The organism is Pseudomonas pisciculturae, assembly GCF_015461805.1.
Lineage (GTDB): Bacteria > Pseudomonadota > Gammaproteobacteria > Pseudomonadales > Pseudomonadaceae > Aquipseudomonas > Aquipseudomonas pisciculturae.
Genome location: NZ_JACVZE010000004.1, coordinates 73,098 through 88,773, shown reverse-complemented (window position 1 = coordinate 88,773; position 15,676 = coordinate 73,098). Strand labels below are relative to the sequence as shown.

General features: G+C 60.7%; 11 protein-coding genes and 4 tRNA genes. 11 read left to right on the top strand and 4 right to left on the bottom strand.

Annotated elements, in window-relative coordinates; all coding sequences use genetic code 11:
• Positions 1–31 precede the first annotated feature (31 nt).
• Positions 32–1,228, bottom strand: a complete 1,197-nt coding sequence (locus ICY20_RS12340) for an amino acid aminotransferase (protein WP_194937615.1) — start codon at positions 1,226–1,228, stop codon at positions 32–34.
• A 343-nt stretch (positions 1,229–1,571) separates the two neighbouring features.
• Here ICY20_RS12340 and uvrB point away from each other — a divergent pair, with 343 nt between their 5' ends.
• Positions 1,572–3,587, top strand: coding sequence for an excinuclease ABC subunit UvrB (gene uvrB / locus ICY20_RS12335; RefSeq protein WP_159958771.1), 2,016 nt, complete (start codon positions 1,572–1,574; stop codon positions 3,585–3,587).
• A 123-nt stretch (positions 3,588–3,710) separates the two neighbouring features.
• On the opposite strand, the gene ICY20_RS12330 is transcribed toward uvrB, so the two are convergent.
• Positions 3,711–5,261 carry an MDR family MFS transporter gene (locus ICY20_RS12330; protein ID WP_194937614.1) on the bottom strand — a complete coding sequence of 517 codons (1,551 nt, stop codon included), beginning with the start codon at positions 5,259–5,261 and terminating at the stop codon, positions 3,711–3,713.
• Positions 5,251–6,297: an HlyD family secretion protein gene (locus ICY20_RS12325; protein ID WP_159958767.1), complete on the bottom strand. Its 1,047-nt coding sequence runs from the start codon at positions 6,295–6,297 to the stop codon at positions 5,251–5,253. The genes ICY20_RS12330 and ICY20_RS12325 overlap by 11 nt, the downstream gene beginning before the upstream one ends.
• 197 nt (positions 6,298–6,494) lie before the next feature.
• On the opposite strand from ICY20_RS12325, the gene gltX reads away from it, so the two are divergent.
• From gltX to ICY20_RS12275, 10 genes are all read left to right on the top strand, one after another.
• The gene (gene gltX / locus ICY20_RS12320) at positions 6,495–7,976 is read left to right on the top strand and encodes a glutamate--tRNA ligase (protein WP_159958765.1); all 1,482 of its coding nucleotides are present in this window, start codon (positions 6,495–6,497) and stop codon (positions 7,974–7,976) included.
• A 147-nt stretch (positions 7,977–8,123) separates the two neighbouring features.
• Positions 8,124–8,199 (top strand) — tRNA-Ala (locus ICY20_RS12315).
• A gap of 78 nt (positions 8,200–8,277) precedes the next feature.
• A tRNA-Glu gene (locus tag ICY20_RS12310) sits at positions 8,278–8,353 on the top strand.
• Between the two features lie 50 nt (positions 8,354–8,403).
• Positions 8,404–8,479, top strand: a tRNA-Ala gene (locus tag ICY20_RS12305).
• Positions 8,480–8,558: 79 nt separating this feature from the next.
• Positions 8,559–8,634 (top strand) — tRNA-Glu (locus ICY20_RS12300).
• A 181-nt stretch (positions 8,635–8,815) separates the two neighbouring features.
• Positions 8,816–9,355 carry a TetR/AcrR family transcriptional regulator gene (locus ICY20_RS12295; protein ID WP_122486854.1) on the top strand — a complete coding sequence of 180 codons (540 nt, stop codon included), beginning with the start codon at positions 8,816–8,818 and terminating at the stop codon, positions 9,353–9,355.
• Positions 9,356–9,370: 15 nt separating this feature from the next.
• A complete protein-coding gene (locus tag ICY20_RS12290; RefSeq protein WP_194937613.1) occupies positions 9,371–10,204 on the top strand; it encodes an alpha/beta hydrolase in 834 nt (277 codons plus the stop codon).
• A gap of 39 nt (positions 10,205–10,243) precedes the next feature.
• Positions 10,244–10,678, top strand: a complete 435-nt coding sequence (locus tag ICY20_RS12285; protein WP_159958761.1) for an acyl-CoA thioesterase — start codon at positions 10,244–10,246, stop codon at positions 10,676–10,678.
• A gap of 55 nt (positions 10,679–10,733) precedes the next feature.
• A complete protein-coding gene (locus tag ICY20_RS12280) occupies positions 10,734–11,693 on the top strand; it encodes a tRNA dihydrouridine synthase (protein ID WP_159958759.1) in 960 nt (319 codons plus the stop codon).
• Positions 11,694–11,857: 164 nt separating this feature from the next.
• On the top strand, positions 11,858–12,304 hold the full coding sequence (locus ICY20_RS12275) for a hypothetical protein (protein WP_194937612.1): 447 nt from the start codon (positions 11,858–11,860) through the stop codon (positions 12,302–12,304).
• Between the two features lie 76 nt (positions 12,305–12,380).
• On the opposite strand, the gene ICY20_RS12270 is transcribed toward ICY20_RS12275, so the two are convergent.
• Entirely contained in the window at positions 12,381–15,659 is a 3,279-nt protein-coding gene (locus ICY20_RS12270) for an EAL domain-containing protein (protein ID WP_194937611.1), read from the bottom strand.
• Positions 15,660–15,676: the final 17 nt, after the last annotated feature.

Genomic DNA, 15,676 nt, shown 5'->3' with positions numbered 1-15,676 from the left:
CGGCTTCCCCTCCTGTGCAACGGCTACAGGTTTACAGCACCTGAACGATTGCCTTTGTGACCGCGTCGATGTTGGACTGGTTCAACGCTGCCACGCAGATACGCCCGGTATCCAGCGCGTAGATGCCGAATTCAGTGCGCAGGCGGGTGACTTGCTCAACGCTCAGGCCGGAGTAGGAGAACATCCCACGCTGGCGGCCGACGAAGCTGAAGTCGTGGCCCGGTGCAGCCTTGGCCAGTTCCGACACCATTTGCTCACGCATGCCACGGATGCGCAGGCGCATTTCGGCCAGCTCGGCTTCCCATTGGGCGCGCAGCTCTGGGCTGTTGAGCACTGCGGCAACGATCGCTGCGCCGTGGGTAGGCGGGTTGGAGTAGTTGGTGCGGATCACACGCTTGACCTGGGACAGGATGCGCGCGCTTTCTTCCCTGGAGCCGCCGACGATGGACAGCGCGCCCACGCGTTCGCCGTACAGGGAGAACGACTTGGAGAACGAGCTGGACACAAAGAAGGTCAGGCCCGACTCAGCGAACAGGCGCACCGCAGCGGCGTCTTCGTGGATGCCGTCGCCAAAGCCCTGGTAGGCCATGTCGAGGAACGGCACCAGGTTCTTGGCCTTGACCACGTCGAGCACGTTCTGCCAGTCGGCCGGGCTCAGGTCGACGCCGGTCGGGTTGTGGCAGCAGGCGTGCAGCACCACGATGGACTGCGGCGGCAGGGCGTTGAGGTCTTCGAGCAGGCCGGCGCGGTTCACATCGTGGGTGGCGGCGTCGTAGTAGCGGTAGTTCTGCACCGGGAAACCGGCGGTTTCGAACAGGGCGCGGTGGTTTTCCCAGCTTGGGTCGCTGATGGCAACGACGGCGTCTGGCAGCAGTTGCTTGAGGAAGTCAGCGCCGATTTTCAGTGCGCCAGTGCCGCCGACCGCTTGCACGGTGGTGACGCGGCCAGCCGACAGCAGTGGCGACTCAGCGCCAAACAGCAGGGTTTGCACGGCCTTGTCGTACGCGGCAATACCGTCGATCGGCAAGTAGCCACGGGCGGCGTGTTGCGCCACGCGAATGGCTTCCGCTTCGGCAACGGCACGCAAGAGTGGAATCTTCCCCTCCTCGTTGCAGTAAACGCCTACGCCAAGGTTGACCTTGGTCGTACGTGTATCGGCGTTGAATGCTTCGTTGAGGCCCAGGATAGGATCGCGTGGTGCCATTTCGACAGCGGAGAACAGGCTCATTTTTGCGGCAGCTCTATGGGGGAATGGAGGGACGTGTAGCGCTCCAGCCGAATGCACTAGAGCGGTGCACAAACGGGGAGCTAGTATAGAGGCCATCACGGCGTGAGGCGACAACCGAAACGGCTTTTCGGCCAAGTTTTTCGGTTTATTTGCTGACCGTTAGTCTTATTGCAACCTTGATCGTAGACGGCTGGTCAGAGGATTGCCTTGAAAGCCGCCACCGTTGCCACCACTTATATGGCTATCATGCTTTTTTCCTACGGCCCGCTCTGAATCTTCGCGGGTGGTGGTCTTTTTCGTCCCCGACGGGTTTACAGTCCGGGGTGACTTCACGAGGTACGTCATGTCGGATTTCCAATTAGTCACCCGTTTTGAACCCGCCGGCGATCAGCCGGAAGCCATTCGCCTGATGGTCGAAGGCATCGAGGCCGGCCTGGCCCACCAGACGCTGCTGGGGGTGACCGGCTCAGGCAAGACCTTCAGCATTGCCAACGTGATCGCGCAGATCAACCGCCCCACCTTGGTATTGGCGCCGAACAAGACCCTGGCCGCGCAGCTGTACGGTGAGTTCAAGTCGTTCTTCCCGAACAACGCGGTGGAGTATTTCGTTTCCTACTACGACTACTACCAGCCCGAAGCCTACGTGCCGTCGTCCGACACCTTTATCGAGAAAGACGCCTCGATCAACGACCATATCGAGCAGATGCGGTTGTCGGCGACCAAGGCGTTGCTGGAGCGCAAGGACGCGATCATCGTCACCACGGTGTCGTGCATCTACGGCCTGGGCAGTCCGGAAGCCTATTTGAAGATGGTGCTGCACGTTGATCGCGGCGACAAACTCGACCAGCGCGAACTGCTGCGCCGCCTGACCAGCCTGCAATACACCCGCAACGACATGGATTTCGCCCGCGCCACCTTTCGTGTGCGCGGCGACGTGATCGACATCTACCCGGCCGAATCCGACCTGGAAGCGATCCGCATCGAGCTGTTCGACGATGAAGTCGAGAGCTTGTCGGCTTTCGACCCGCTGACCGGCGAGGTGATCCGCAAGCTGCCGCGCTTCACTTTTTACCCGAAGAGCCACTACGTCACGCCGCGTGAAACCCTGATGGACGCTATCGAGCACATCAAGGTGGAGTTGGTCGAGCGCCTGGACTACCTGCGCGCCAACAACAAACTGGTGGAAGCCCAGCGGCTGGAGCAGCGCACCCGCTTTGACCTGGAGATGATCCTGGAGCTGGGCTACTGCAACGGCATCGAAAACTACTCGCGCTACCTCTCGGGCCGCCCCTCCGGCGCGCCGCCGCCGACGCTGTTTGACTACCTGCCCGACGATGCGCTGCTGGTGATCGACGAGTCCCACGTCAGCGTGCCGCAAGTGGGTGCCATGTATAAGGGCGACCGTTCGCGTAAAGAGACCCTGGTGGAATACGGCTTTCGCCTGCCGTCGGCGCTGGATAACCGCCCGATGCGCTTCGATGAGTGGGAAGCCATCAGCCCGCAGACCATCTTTGTGTCCGCCACGCCCGGTAACTATGAGGCTGAACATGCGGGCCGCGTGATCGAGCAGCTGGTTCGCCCGACCGGTCTGGTAGACCCGCAAATCGAAATCCGCCCGGCGCTGACCCAGGTCGATGACTTGCTCTCGGAAATCAACAAACGTGTGGCCCTCGAAGAGCGGGTGCTGGTCACCACGCTGACCAAGCGCATGTCCGAAGACCTCACCGACTACCTGGCCGACCACGGCGTGCGCGTGCGCTACCTGCACTCGGACATCGACACTGTTGAGCGGGTGGAGATCATCCGCGACCTGCGCCTGGGCACGTTCGATGTGCTGGTGGGCATCAACCTGTTGCGTGAAGGGTTGGACATGCCGGAAGTGTCACTGGTGGCGATCCTCGATGCAGACAAGGAGGGCTTCCTGCGCTCCGAGCGTTCGCTGATCCAGACCATTGGCCGGGCGGCGCGCAACCTCAATGGCCGGGCGATTCTCTACGCCGACCGCATCACCGGCTCCATGGAGCGGGCGATTGGCGAGACCGAGCGCCGTCGCGACAAGCAGATTGCCTTTAACCTGGAGCATGGCATCACGCCCAAGGGCGTGTTCAAGGACGTTGCCGACATCATGGAAGGCGCCGTTGTGCCGGGCTCGCGCAGCAAGAAGCGCAAGGGCATGGCCAAGGCCGCCGAGGAAAGCGCCAAGTACGAGAACGAGCTGCGCTCGCCGAGTGAGATCACCAAGCGTATTCGCCAGTTGGAAGAGAAGATGTACCAGTTGGCGCGGGATCTGGAGTTTGAAGCGGCGGCGCAGATGCGCGATGAGATTGGCAAGTTGCGGGAGCGGCTTTTGGCGGTTTGATTTTGCGGTGACTGCACTGGCCTCATGGGGGGGCAAGCCCCCTCCCACAGTTGACTGCATTTCAATGTTGGAGCACGGTCAAACTGTGGGAGCTGGCTTGCCTGCGATGGCGGCAACGCGGTCTTAATGACTCTCCCCAGCCTTAAGCCCCGCCGGCAACGCCTTGGTCAACAACACCGCGACCATGCTCACCCCCAACGCCAACCCCACAAAGTGGAACGCATCGTTGTAGGCCATGATCTGCGCCTGCTGGTGCGCAATCTCACTGAGCTTGCCCAGCGCCGCCGTGTCGCTGCCGAACTTCTCCGCCAAGGTGGCCAGCCGTTCCGCCACCTGTGGGTTGGTCGGCACAAGCGCCTCACGCAAATAATCGAAGTAGGTCTTGGTGCGTGCATCCAGCAGCGTTGCCAGCAGCGCAATGCCAATCGCACCACCCAGGTTACGCAGGATATTGAACAGGCTCGACGCCGAACCCGCATCCTGCGGCAGGATGTAGGCAGTAGCGATCAACGAGATGGTCACCATGATCAGCGGTTGCCCCAGGGCGCGGATGATCTGGATCTGGTTGAACTGGCTGCCGGCAAAATCCGGGTTGAGTACCCCCGAGGAAAAACTCGCCAAGCCGAACAGGCCGAACCCTACGGTGCACAGCCATTTGGGCGACACGTACTTCATCAGCTTGGGCACCAGCGGGATCAGAAACAGCTGGGGCACGCCCATCCACATGATCACTTCGCCGATCTGTAGCGCGTTGTAGTTCTGGATCTGCGCCAGGTAGAGCGGCAGCAGGTAGATCGAGCCATATAGCCCAACGCCCATGCCGAGGCTGGCGATGCTCGACAGGCCGAAATTGCGGTTGGTCAATATGCCCAGGTTGATCAGCGGGTTGGGCTTGGACACCTGCACGATCACAAAGGTGATCAGGCTGAATAGGGCGATGCTGCCCAGGCTGACGATCAGGCTGGATTCGAGCCAATCCTTGCGGTGGCCTTCTTCCAAAAACACCTGCAAGCAGCCCAGGCCCACCGCCAGGGTGACGATGCCCAGATAGTCGGTACTTTTGAGCAGGCCCCAGTTCGACGCCTTTTTCTCCAGGCCGTAGAGCAGCCCGGCGATCATCAGCAGGCCAGGCGGCACGTTGATGTAGAAGATGTATTCCCAGCCCCAATTCTCAGTCAGCCAGCCGCCGATGGTCGGGCCAATGGACGGCGCGAAGGTGGCGGTCATGGCGAACATGGCCATGCCTTTGGCGCGGTGGTGTTCGGGCAGTTTGATCAGGGTGAGGGTGAACGCCAGCGGGATCAGCGCGCCGCCGGTAAAGCCTTGCAGGGCGCGGAACACGATCATGCTTTCCAGGCTCCAGGCCATGGAGCACATCAGGGAGGCAATCAGGAAGCCCACCGACACCCACACTGCCAGCCGCCGCGCCGAGAGCAACTGCACCAGCCAGGCGGTGAGGGGGATCATGATGATTTCGGCTACAAGGTAGGAGGTGGAAATCCACGAGCCTTCTTCCAGGGTGGCAGACAGCGCGCCTTGGATGTCCTTGAGGGATGAGTTGGTGATCTGGATGTCGAGCACGGCCATAAAGGCGCCGAGCATCACGCTCATTACCGCGATCCAGTCGCGCCGGGTCGGTTCGCCGACCGGGCGCAGCAGTTCATCACCGGCCATCGGGTTGGTCTTGGATGTTCACTTTGACGGTGACCGACATGCCGGGGCGGATCTTGCCTTTAAGCGGGTTATCGGCGGCGAAGGTCAGTTTGACCGGAATACGCTGTACGACTTTGGTGAAGTTACCCGTGGCATTGTCTGGCGGCAGCAGGCTGAACTGCGCACCGGAGGCAGCGAACAGGCTGTCGACCCGCGCTTCGATAGGCGTGTCGCCGTACGCATCGAAGGTCAGCTCGGCCTTTTGCCCTGGCTGCATGTGGCCGATCTGGGTTTCCTTGAAGTTGGCCTGGATCCAGATGTCTTGGTCGGGGACGATCGACAGCAGATAGGCGCCGGCCTGTACGTATTGGCCATTGCGCGCCGCACGCTGGCCCACCAGGCCGCTGATGGGGGCGTGGATGTCGCTGCGGGTGAGATTGAGTTCGGCCTGGGCCAGGTCGGTCTTGGCGTTGGCGATCAGCGCGTCGAGGCGTTTGATTTCGGCATTGAGGGCGTTGACCTGTTGGCGCTGGCCCTGCAAGTCGGCCTGGGCCATGGTCACTTGGGAGCGGGCGATATGGTTGTCGGCGGAGAGGGTGGTCACGCGCTCTTCCGAGACGTAGCCGGGCCCGCGCAGGGTTTGTGCGCGGGACAGGTCCAACTGCGAACGACCGAGGCTGGCCTGGCTCGATGACACTTTGGCCTCGCCAGCCGCGATCAGGCTGGCTTGTTGAGTGAGCTTGCTCTGGGCTTGGGTGCGCTCGGCCTCGCGCATGGCCAGGGCGGCGTTGGCGCGGTCGACGGCGAGGTGGAAGTCGTCGCCTTCGAGCCTCACCAATAATTGGCCTTTTTGCACATGCTCGTTATCGCCGACTTTCACGTCGAGGATGCGCGCACCGAGTTGGCTGGACACGCGGGTGATCTCGCCCTGTACGTAGGCGTTGTCGGTGCTTTCATAGAAACGGCCCTTGAAGAACCAGTGGGCGAAGAACCCCAGGCCGATCAGGGTCACGATAAACACGAAGATAAACAGGCGGCGCTTGAGTGGGGCTGGCATGAGGGCAGTGTCTGTAACAAGAGGTAATGGAATATAGCCAGCCAAGCATCTGTCCAATAGCCATGACCGGCGTTGAGACCGAAGCTTGGCTTAAATGCCATGCTCGATAGGGCGGGTGCTGGAGCCGGGGGGGCTGTGGCTGTTACCATTCGCCCCTTGTTTCAATTTTTAGCTTTATCGCCCATTCGAGACCCGCCATGACCACCGTCCGCACGCGCATCGCGCCATCGCCCACTGGGGATCCCCACGTCGGCACTGCCTACATCGCCTTGTTCAACTACTGCTTTGCCAAGCAGCACGGCGGTGAATTCATCCTGCGGATCGAAGACACCGACCAGGTGCGCTCCACCCGCGAGTCGGAGCAGCAGATTTTCGACGCCCTGCGCTGGTTGGGCATTACCTGGGCTGAAGGCCCGGACGTCGGCGGCCCCCACGGCCCGTATCGCCAAAGCGAGCGCAGCGACATCTACAAGCAGTACACCCAGCAATTGGTGGACATGGGTCATGCGTTCCCATGCTTCTGCACCAGCGAAGAGCTGGACCAGATGCGCGCCGAGCAACAGGCCCGTGGCGAAACCCCGCGCTACGACGGCCGCGCACTGTTGCTGTCCAAGGAAGAAGTGGCCCAGCGCCTGGCGGCCGGCGAGCCCCACGTGATCCGCATGAAAGTGCCGAGCGAAGGCGTGTGCGTGGTGCCGGACATGCTGCGCGGTGACGTTGAGATCCCGTGGGACCGCATGGACATGCAGGTGTTGATGAAGACCGACGGCCTGCCGACGTACTTCCTGGCCAACGTGGTCGACGATCACCTGATGGGCATCACCCACGTGCTGCGTGGCGAAGAATGGCTGCCGTCCGCACCGAAACTGATCCTGCTCTACGAGTACTTCGGCTGGGAGCAACCGCAACTGTGCTACATGCCGCTGCTGCGTAACCCGGACAAGAGCAAGCTGTCCAAGCGCAAGAACCCGACTTCGGTGACCTTCTACGAGCGCATGGGCTTTATGCCGGAAGCGATGCTCAACTACCTGGGCCGCATGGGCTGGTCGATGCCGGACGAGCGCGAGAAGTTCTCGTTGCAGGAAATGGTCGACAACTTTGACCTGTCCCGCGTCTCGCTGGGTGGGCCGATTTTCGACATCGAGAAGCTGTCGTGGCTCAACGGCCAGTGGCTGCGTGACCTGCCGGTGCAAGAGTTCGCCACGCGTGTGCAGCAGTGGGCGCTGAACCCTGAGTACATGATGAAGATCGCGCCGCTGGTGCAGGGCAGGGTGGAGACGTTCAGCCAGGTCGCGCCGTTGGCCAGCTTCTTCTTTGCCGGGGGCGTGAACCCGGATGCGAAGCTGTTCGAGTCCAAGAAGCTCTCGGGCGACCAGGTGCGTCAGTTGATGCAGTTGATCTTGTGGAAGCTCGAAAGCCTGCGCCAGTGGGAGAAGGACGCGATCACCGCGACGATCCAAGCGGTGGTGGAATCCCTGGAATTGAAATTGCGCGATGCCATGCCGCTGATGTTTGCCTCGATCACCGGGCAGGCGAGTTCAGTGTCGGTGCTGGATGCGATGGAAATACTCGGCCCGGACCTCACCCGTTTCCGTCTGCGCCAAGCCCTTGATTTGCTTGGTGGTGTGTCGAAGAAAGAAAACAAAGAGTGGGAAAAGCTGCTGGGCGCTATCGCTTAAGCAGGCTGCTGTAACGGCGAAACCCCGGTTTTCCGGGGTTTCGCCGGTAAGTGATTGTTATCCCGGCAAAAAAGTTTGGAAATTGTTGAAAATAAATTTGACACACTTCCAAACCGCCATTAAGATTCGCCCCGTCCTCACCGATGAGGGGCTATAGCTCAGCTGGGAGAGCGCTTGCATGGCATGCAAGAGGTCAACGGTTCGATCCCGTTTAGCTCCACCAATTTGCATGTTCAAGGTCTGGCCACACCGCCCTTGAATCGATCAGTTCTCAGCGCTGATCAGTTGTACAGAAGGTTTTGTCCCCTTCGTCTAGTGGCCTAGGACACCGCCCTTTCACGGCGGTAACAGGGGTTCGAGTCCCCTAGGGGACGCCAGTTTCAACAAGCAGCTCGAAAGGTCTGCTGCGCCGCGAGGCGAAAAATCCGGGGCTATAGCTCAGCTGGGAGAGCGCTTGCATGGCATGCAAGAGGTCAACGGTTCGATCCCGTTTAGCTCCACCAATTTACAGGTTCAAGGTCTGGCCACACCGTCCTTGAATCGATCAGTTCTCAGCGCTGATCAGTTGTACAGAAGGTTTGTGTCCCCTTCGTCTAGTGGCCTAGGACACCGCCCTTTCACGGCGGTAACAGGGGTTCGAGTCCCCTAGGGGACGCCACGATTACCCGCTCTGCGGGATTTTTAAGGGTCATTCAATTATTGAATGGCCCTTTTGTTTGTCTGGCGTTTGGCCAATCCTTTCCTCTCTTCCCTTCTAGCTTCTGACCAATGGTCGTGCTTGTCGCTTGCCAAATATTATTATGGTAATAATATTCAACCCATGAGAAACGGAGGCAATGATGAGCGATAAAAAAGCGCAAACCCGCGAACGCATTTTGCAGGCTGCCAGCGCCGCGTTGATCCAGCGTGGCCCGGCTGAGCCGAGTGTGGGCGAGGTCATGGGTGCGGCGGGGCTGACGGTCGGTGGTTTTTACGCGCATTTTGAAAGCAAGGATGCGCTGATGCTGGAGGCCTTCACGCAGTTGTTGGCCAAGCGTCGCGCCTCAATCGACGATATGGACGCCCAATTGACTGGCGAAGAGCGCCGCGGACTGGTGGCGGCGTTCTACCTGTCACGCAAGCACCGCGACTCTACGGCCCAGGCTTGCCCCATCCCGGCCACTGTCGGTGAGATGGCCCGCCTGCCGGATGAATTTCGCCAAGCGTTGAACGAGCACTGCGAGCTGATGGCCGCCCAACTCGCCGCCACCCCCGAAGACACCGACAAAGCCCTGGCTGACATGGCGTTGATGATCGGTGGCCTGGCCTTGGCCCGCGCCCTTGGCCCGGGAGAGTTGTCTGACCGCGTGTTGCGCGCCGCCAAGTCGGCCGTGCGCTAGTAGAGGGCTTTCATAATGGGCACGTTGACTTGGATTCGTCGTTTCAACGGCACGCTGGGGCATGTGGCGCCGCAAGCGGTAGCCAACAAGATGCGTCGTGCCTTCATGACCCCGCGCGACCTGCCGCCACGAGACTGGGAGCTGCCGCTGCTGGCCCAATCTGAGCGCATCACCCTGCGGTTCGGTTTGTCGGCCCTGCGCTGGGGTCAGGGACCTGCGGTATTGCTGATGCATGGCTGGGAAGGGCGCCCCACTCAATTTGCCAGCCTGATCACCGCGCTGGTCGACAATGGTTACTCCGTGATTGCGTTGGACGGCCCTGCCCACGGCCGCTCGCCGGGGCGTGAGGCCCATGTGCTGCTGTTCGCCCGCGCCATGCTGGAGGCCGCAGCCGAGTTGCCGCCGCTGCATGCCGTGATCGGCCACTCGATGGGCGGCGCAAGCGCGATGTTGGCGGTGCAGTTGGGGCTGCGCACCGAGGCCTTGGTCAGTATCGCTGCGCCGTCGCGCTTCCTCGACGTGCTGCGCGGTTTTACCAGGATGGTCGGTTTGCCCTCACGCGCACGCGCTGCGTTCATCCAGGAAGTCGAGTTGGCGATGGGCATGCCGCTCAAGCACTTGGACGTGGCCCATTACCAAATGAATATGCCCGGCCTGATCGTGCATGCCGAAGACGACACTTTCGTTCCGGTGAAAGCCTCCCAGGCCATCCATGAGGCCTGGTTCGACAGCCGCCTGCTGCGCTTGGAGCAGGGTGGCCACCAGAAAGTCCTGGCCGACCCACGGGTGATCGACGGTGTGCTCGCGTTGCTGGCAGGCCGTCGTCTACAGGAGCGGCAAACGGCCTGATACACTGCCCCGCCGACATTAATCGACTGGGAGCTAGGCATGGGCTGGGATTTGGCAACACCGTTTATCATCGACCTGCAGGTCGCCGCTGAGGATATCGACGGCCTGGGGCACGCCAATAACGCGGTGTATGTGTCCTGGCTCGAACGCTGCGCCTGGCGCCATTCCCAGCGCCTGGGGCTGGACCTTACCGAGTACCGCCGCCTGGACCGTGCCATGGCGGTGGTGCGCCACGAGATCGATTACCTGGCCGCTGGTTATGAAGGTGATGAACTGCAACTGGCCACCTGGATCGTCGATTGGGATCAGCGACTGAAAATGACCCGCCGCTTTCAGCTGTTGCGCCCTCGCGACGGCGCGACCCTGCTGAGGGCGCAAACCACTTTCGTCTGCATCGAGCTGTCCACCGGCAAGCCCAAGCGCATGCCTGCGGAGTTTATCGACGGTTACGGCCCCGCCCTGACAGGGGGTTAACGGTTGCTGTCGGAAAACCAGTAAACTGCGCCACGATTTTTGTTGAGTGTTTTCCATGCAAATTGCTTTGGCGCCCATGGAGGGGTTGGTCGACAACATCCTGCGGGATGTGTTGACCCGCGTGGGCGGTATTGACTGGTGCGTGACCGAATTTATCCGCGTCAACGACCGCTTGCTCACCCCTGCCTATTTTCACAAGCTCGCCCCGGAACTGCTGCACGGCGCCCACACCGCTGCGGGCGTACCCTTGCGCGTGCAGTTGCTCGGTTCCGACCCTGTGTGCCTGGCAGAAAACGCCGCCCTGGCCTGTGAGCTGGGCTCGCAAGTGATCGACCTCAATTTCGGGTGCCCGGCCAAGACGGTGAACAAATCCCGTGGCGGTGCGGTGCTGCTCAAAGAGCCGGAGCTGCTCAACCAGATCGTCGAGCACGTGCGCCGCGCTGTGCCGGCCCATATCCCGGTGACCGCCAAAATGCGCCTGGGCTTTGATAGCCCGGACGGCGCACTGGTCTGCGCCACGGCTTTGGCCGAAGGCGGTGCGGCACACATTGTGGTGCATGCGCGTACCAAGACCGACGGCTACAAGCCGCCAGCTCACTGGGAGTGGATTCCGCGCGTGCAGGACGTGGTCAAGGTGCCGGTGTTTGCCAATGGCGACATCTGGAGTGTCGAAGACTGGAAGCGCTGCCGTGAAGTCAGCGGTGCCGAAGACATCATGCTCGGTCGCGGGCTGGTGGCGCGCCCTGACCTGGCGCGGCAGATCGCCGCCGCACGTGCCGGCGAAGAGGTCGTGGAAATGACCTGGGCAGACATGCAGCCCATGCTTCAGGACTTCTGGGTTCAGTCGGTGGCGCAGTTGACTGAACGGCAAGCACCAGGACGCTTGAAACAGTGGCTAGCCATGTTGACGCGTAATTACCCTGAGGCCGTGGAGTTGTTTACTGCCCTGCGCCGGGAGACTGACTTACAGCAGGTTAGCCGCTTGCTGGGTATGACCCACCCTGTAATAAATTGAAGGGGCGTTAGGCGCAGGATTAATTCTGCGCATGGAACCTTTTAGTGCATGGGGAACACACAGGTAGGAGAAAACTTAATGAGGAATGTCTGGGTGCTGTAAATACCAGGCCCTCATTGTTTTCTTTTTTATCGGCGAGTTAATAATGCAGAGGGTTCCGCTAAATGAATATGTCTGATGTAACTAATCGACAGCATTACATGCCTACTATGAATCATCTTGCTAGTCCGGACGTGCCACTACCGCTCCAATTTCAATCCTCAAGCTTGGGGTTTGGCATTGACCCGCAGAGCGACACTCTGGGTTTTTCTGGCCGACCTTCCGCCAATATGCCCATGCTTGCCAGTGCTGCGGGCAGTGCGCCAGCAAAGAGTGGCGGTTTTTTTGGCAAGCTGTTCGGAGCGATCGGCAGTGTCTTTGGCGCGATCAGCAAAGCCGTAAGTTCGGTTACAAGCTTTTTGGCACCACTGGTTAGTATGGTCGCTCCGTTCTTTGGCCCTGTGGGTGTGGCGCTATCCGGTGCAGTAAATATGGCAGGGCAGGCGCTTCGTTTTGCAACTGATAAGGTCGATAGTACGATCAGTGCACTAAGAAACTTATTTAAATCGTAATGCTTTACCTGTCGAGGGTTAGTTAGGCCGGCCAGCAGCCACTCTTTTTAACAGAGTGGCTGTTTTGTCGGCGTGATTAAAGTAGCAACTGTTTGAACTCTTTCAGCGGCAACGGCCGACTGTAAATAAACCCCTGGTACAAATGACATCCCAGCGCTTGCAAAAACGCTAATTGCTCTGGGGTTTCTACCCCTTCTGCAATCACTTCCAAATTCAAACTGCGAGCCATGGCCACGATGGCACGTATAATCTCCGCGTCGTTGGGGTCGTGGGTGGCATCGCGTACAAATGACTGGTCGATCTTCAGCGCATCCACCGGCAAACGCTTGAGATAAGTCAGCGACGAGTAGCCCGTGCCGAAGTCATCCATGGCAAAGCTGATGCCGAGCTTTTTAAGGCGCCGCATTTTGCTGATGGTGTCGTCAAGGTTCTGGATCACGATGCCTTCGGTGATTTCCAGTTTCAGCAAGCTGTAGGGCAGCGAGTGCTGCTTGAGGCTGCGCTCCACCCGTTCGACGAAGTCGTTCTGGCGAAACTGGCGAGGGCTGATGTTTACGCACAGGCTGAAATTCAGCGGGTCCACCAGGCCATCGGCGATCAGTTGCTCGAAGGCCGCGCAGGCTTCATCGAGAATCCAGGTGCCCACTTCCAGGATCAGGCCGCTGTCTTCCAATACCTTGATAAATTCCGTCGGCGATTGAGCGCCCAGTTGCGGGTGCTGCCAGCGCACGAGGGCCTCGGCGCCTACGATTGTGTTGCCGCGGGCGTCCACTTGGGGCTGGTAATGCACGCTGAATTCGCCCCGAGCGAGGGCCAGACGCAAGTCGGTTTCCATGCGCAACCGTTCACTGGCGGTTTTTTGCATGCTGTTATGAAACATCTGCGTGGTGTTGCGCCCCGAGTCCTTGGCGCGGTACAGGGCGATATCGGCCCGCTTGAGCAGGTCCGCCGGGGTTGAGCCGTGATCGGGAATGAGCGCCACGCCGATGCTGGGCGTGACCTGCAAGCGATGACCGTCCAGAAACATCGGCTCCGAGAGCAGTTCACGCAGGGTGTCAGCCAGTTCCTGCACCTGGCTGCTGACCTCGGTGCGCGTGCCGTCGAGCCCGCTGAGCAGCACCACAAACTCATCGCCCCCCAGGCGCGCCACGGTGTCTTCCATGCGCACGCTGGCTTCCAGGCGTGCGGTGACGATTTTCAGCACGGTGTCGCCCACCGGGTGGCCGAGGGAGTCGTTGATGTGCTTGAAGTGGTCAAGGTCGAGAAACAACAGCGCGCCGCGCAGGTTATGACGCTTGAGCAGGGCGATCTGCTGGCTCAGGCGGTCCATCAGCAGGGCGCGGTTGGGCAGGTTGGTCAGCGGGTCGTGGTAGGCCAGGTGACGTATCTGCGCCTGGGCGTTTTTCAACAGGCTCACGTCCCGCGCGGTCAGTAGCAGGCAGGGTGTTTCATTGAGGGTAATGGGCTCTACCGAGACTTCCACCGCCAACAACTCGCCGCGTTTGTTGTGCCAGAGCATTTCCAGGTGATGGATGCGGCCCTTGATCTGTAATTCAGCCAGCAGCGCGGCGCGCTGGTTTTCATCGGCCCAAATGCCGATCTGGTACAGCGTGAGACCAATGGCTTCTTCCGCGCGGTAGCCGGTGAGGCGGCAGAAGCCGTCATTGACCTCCACATAGCGGCCGGTATCGCGCTCGGTGATAGAGATGGCGTCGGGGCTGGAATGAAAGGCCTTGGCGAACTTCTCTTCGCTGGCCTTAAGTGCCGCCTCCGAACGCTGCTGTTGGGTGATGTCCCGCAGCGTGGTCACGATGCAGGGCTGCTCGCCGACCTTGATCAAGCGGCTGGAAATCACACAGGTCAGGGCCTGGCCATCCTTGTGATGTGCCACGATTGCCACATTGCTCAAGGCCTGCTCGCGGATTACCCGTTCAATGCGTTGCAGGCGCTTGCTGGATTCGTCCCACAGGCCGATCTGCTCGGCGCTTTTGTCGATGACTTCGGCGGCGGTCCAGCCAAAGGTCTGGGTGAAGGCCGGGTTGATCTCGATAAAGGCGCCGCCGTCCAGGCGGGTGACGCAGATCGGGTCGGGGCTGGCCTGGAACAGGCTGGCGAATTTTTCTTCGGAGGCGGTGAGGCGTTGTTCGCGCTCAACCTGATCGGTGATGTCCAGCAGTGTGCCGGCCATGCGCAGGGGCGCGCCTTGCTCGTCGCGGTAGAGCCGCGCGCGGCTTTCGAGGTAGCGTGAACTGCCGTCTTCCATCGGCACGCGGTAAGTCAGTTGATAGTTACCCGCCGGGCCTTCGCGCAGGGTGCGATAGGCGTTGCGCATGCTGTCGCGTTCTTCGTTGGGCATGCCCTCGAAGAAGGCCTCGAAGGACTCATGGAACGGTTCGGCCGGCAAACCATGCAATTGCGCGGCACGGGCCGAGCCGTAGAGCATGCCGGTGGGGATGTGCCAATCCCAGGTGCCCAGTTGCGCAGAGTCCAGGGCCAGGTCGAGGCGCTCCTGGCTGTCCTTGAGGGCTTGCTCGGCATTTTTGCGGTCGGTGGTGTCGAGGAAGGTGCTGATCAGGTAGGCCTCGCCCTCCAATTCGACCTTTTGCGCGCTGAGGGTGCCGTCGTGGATCTGGCCGTTACTGGCGCAAAACTGCACCTCCATGGTGATGGGTTCGCCCTTGCGCTGGGTAGCCCTGACCAATTGCGCGCGTTGCTCGGGGTGGCGCCACAGGCCCAGGTCCAGGGTGGTGCGGCCGATGGCGTCGGCAACGGGCCAGCCGAAGTGGATCTCGAAATACTGGTTGGCCTCGCTGATCAGGCCGTCGGCCTGGCGGGTCAACAGCACCATGTTCGGGCACAGGTGAAACAGCGTGGCGAAGCGTTTTTCGGAGTGGCCGAGGGCGTTTTCTCGCTCGCGCTGTTGGGTTATCTCACGGATAACCCCGATCATTCGGCGCCTGCCGGACTTGTCCGGCGCCAGGCTGCCGCTGATTTCCAGCCAGTGAAAGGTGCCATCGGGCCATTGGATGCGATGGCGCATCGCCTGTTCGAACGGCTCACCGGCCAGTACCGCGTGAAAAGCTCGCACCACGCGGGCGCGATCAGCGGGGGCCAGCAAGTCGAGGTAGTCCACATCCTTGGGCAACGGGTGGCGAGGGTCAAAGCCGAACAGCGCCTGGGTGCCCCGTGACCAGCTGATGCTGCCGGTATCGATTTCCCAGCACCACGCACCCAGGCGGGCGGCGTTGAGGGCTGCCAGCAGCTGTGGGGCGCTGTCCCAGCTTTGTTCCGCCTCTTGGGGGTCCAAGGCGTAAATGCGGGGCAAAGGTGGTACGGAATCGACGGGGTTGCGCATTATCAAAGGGCCTTGGC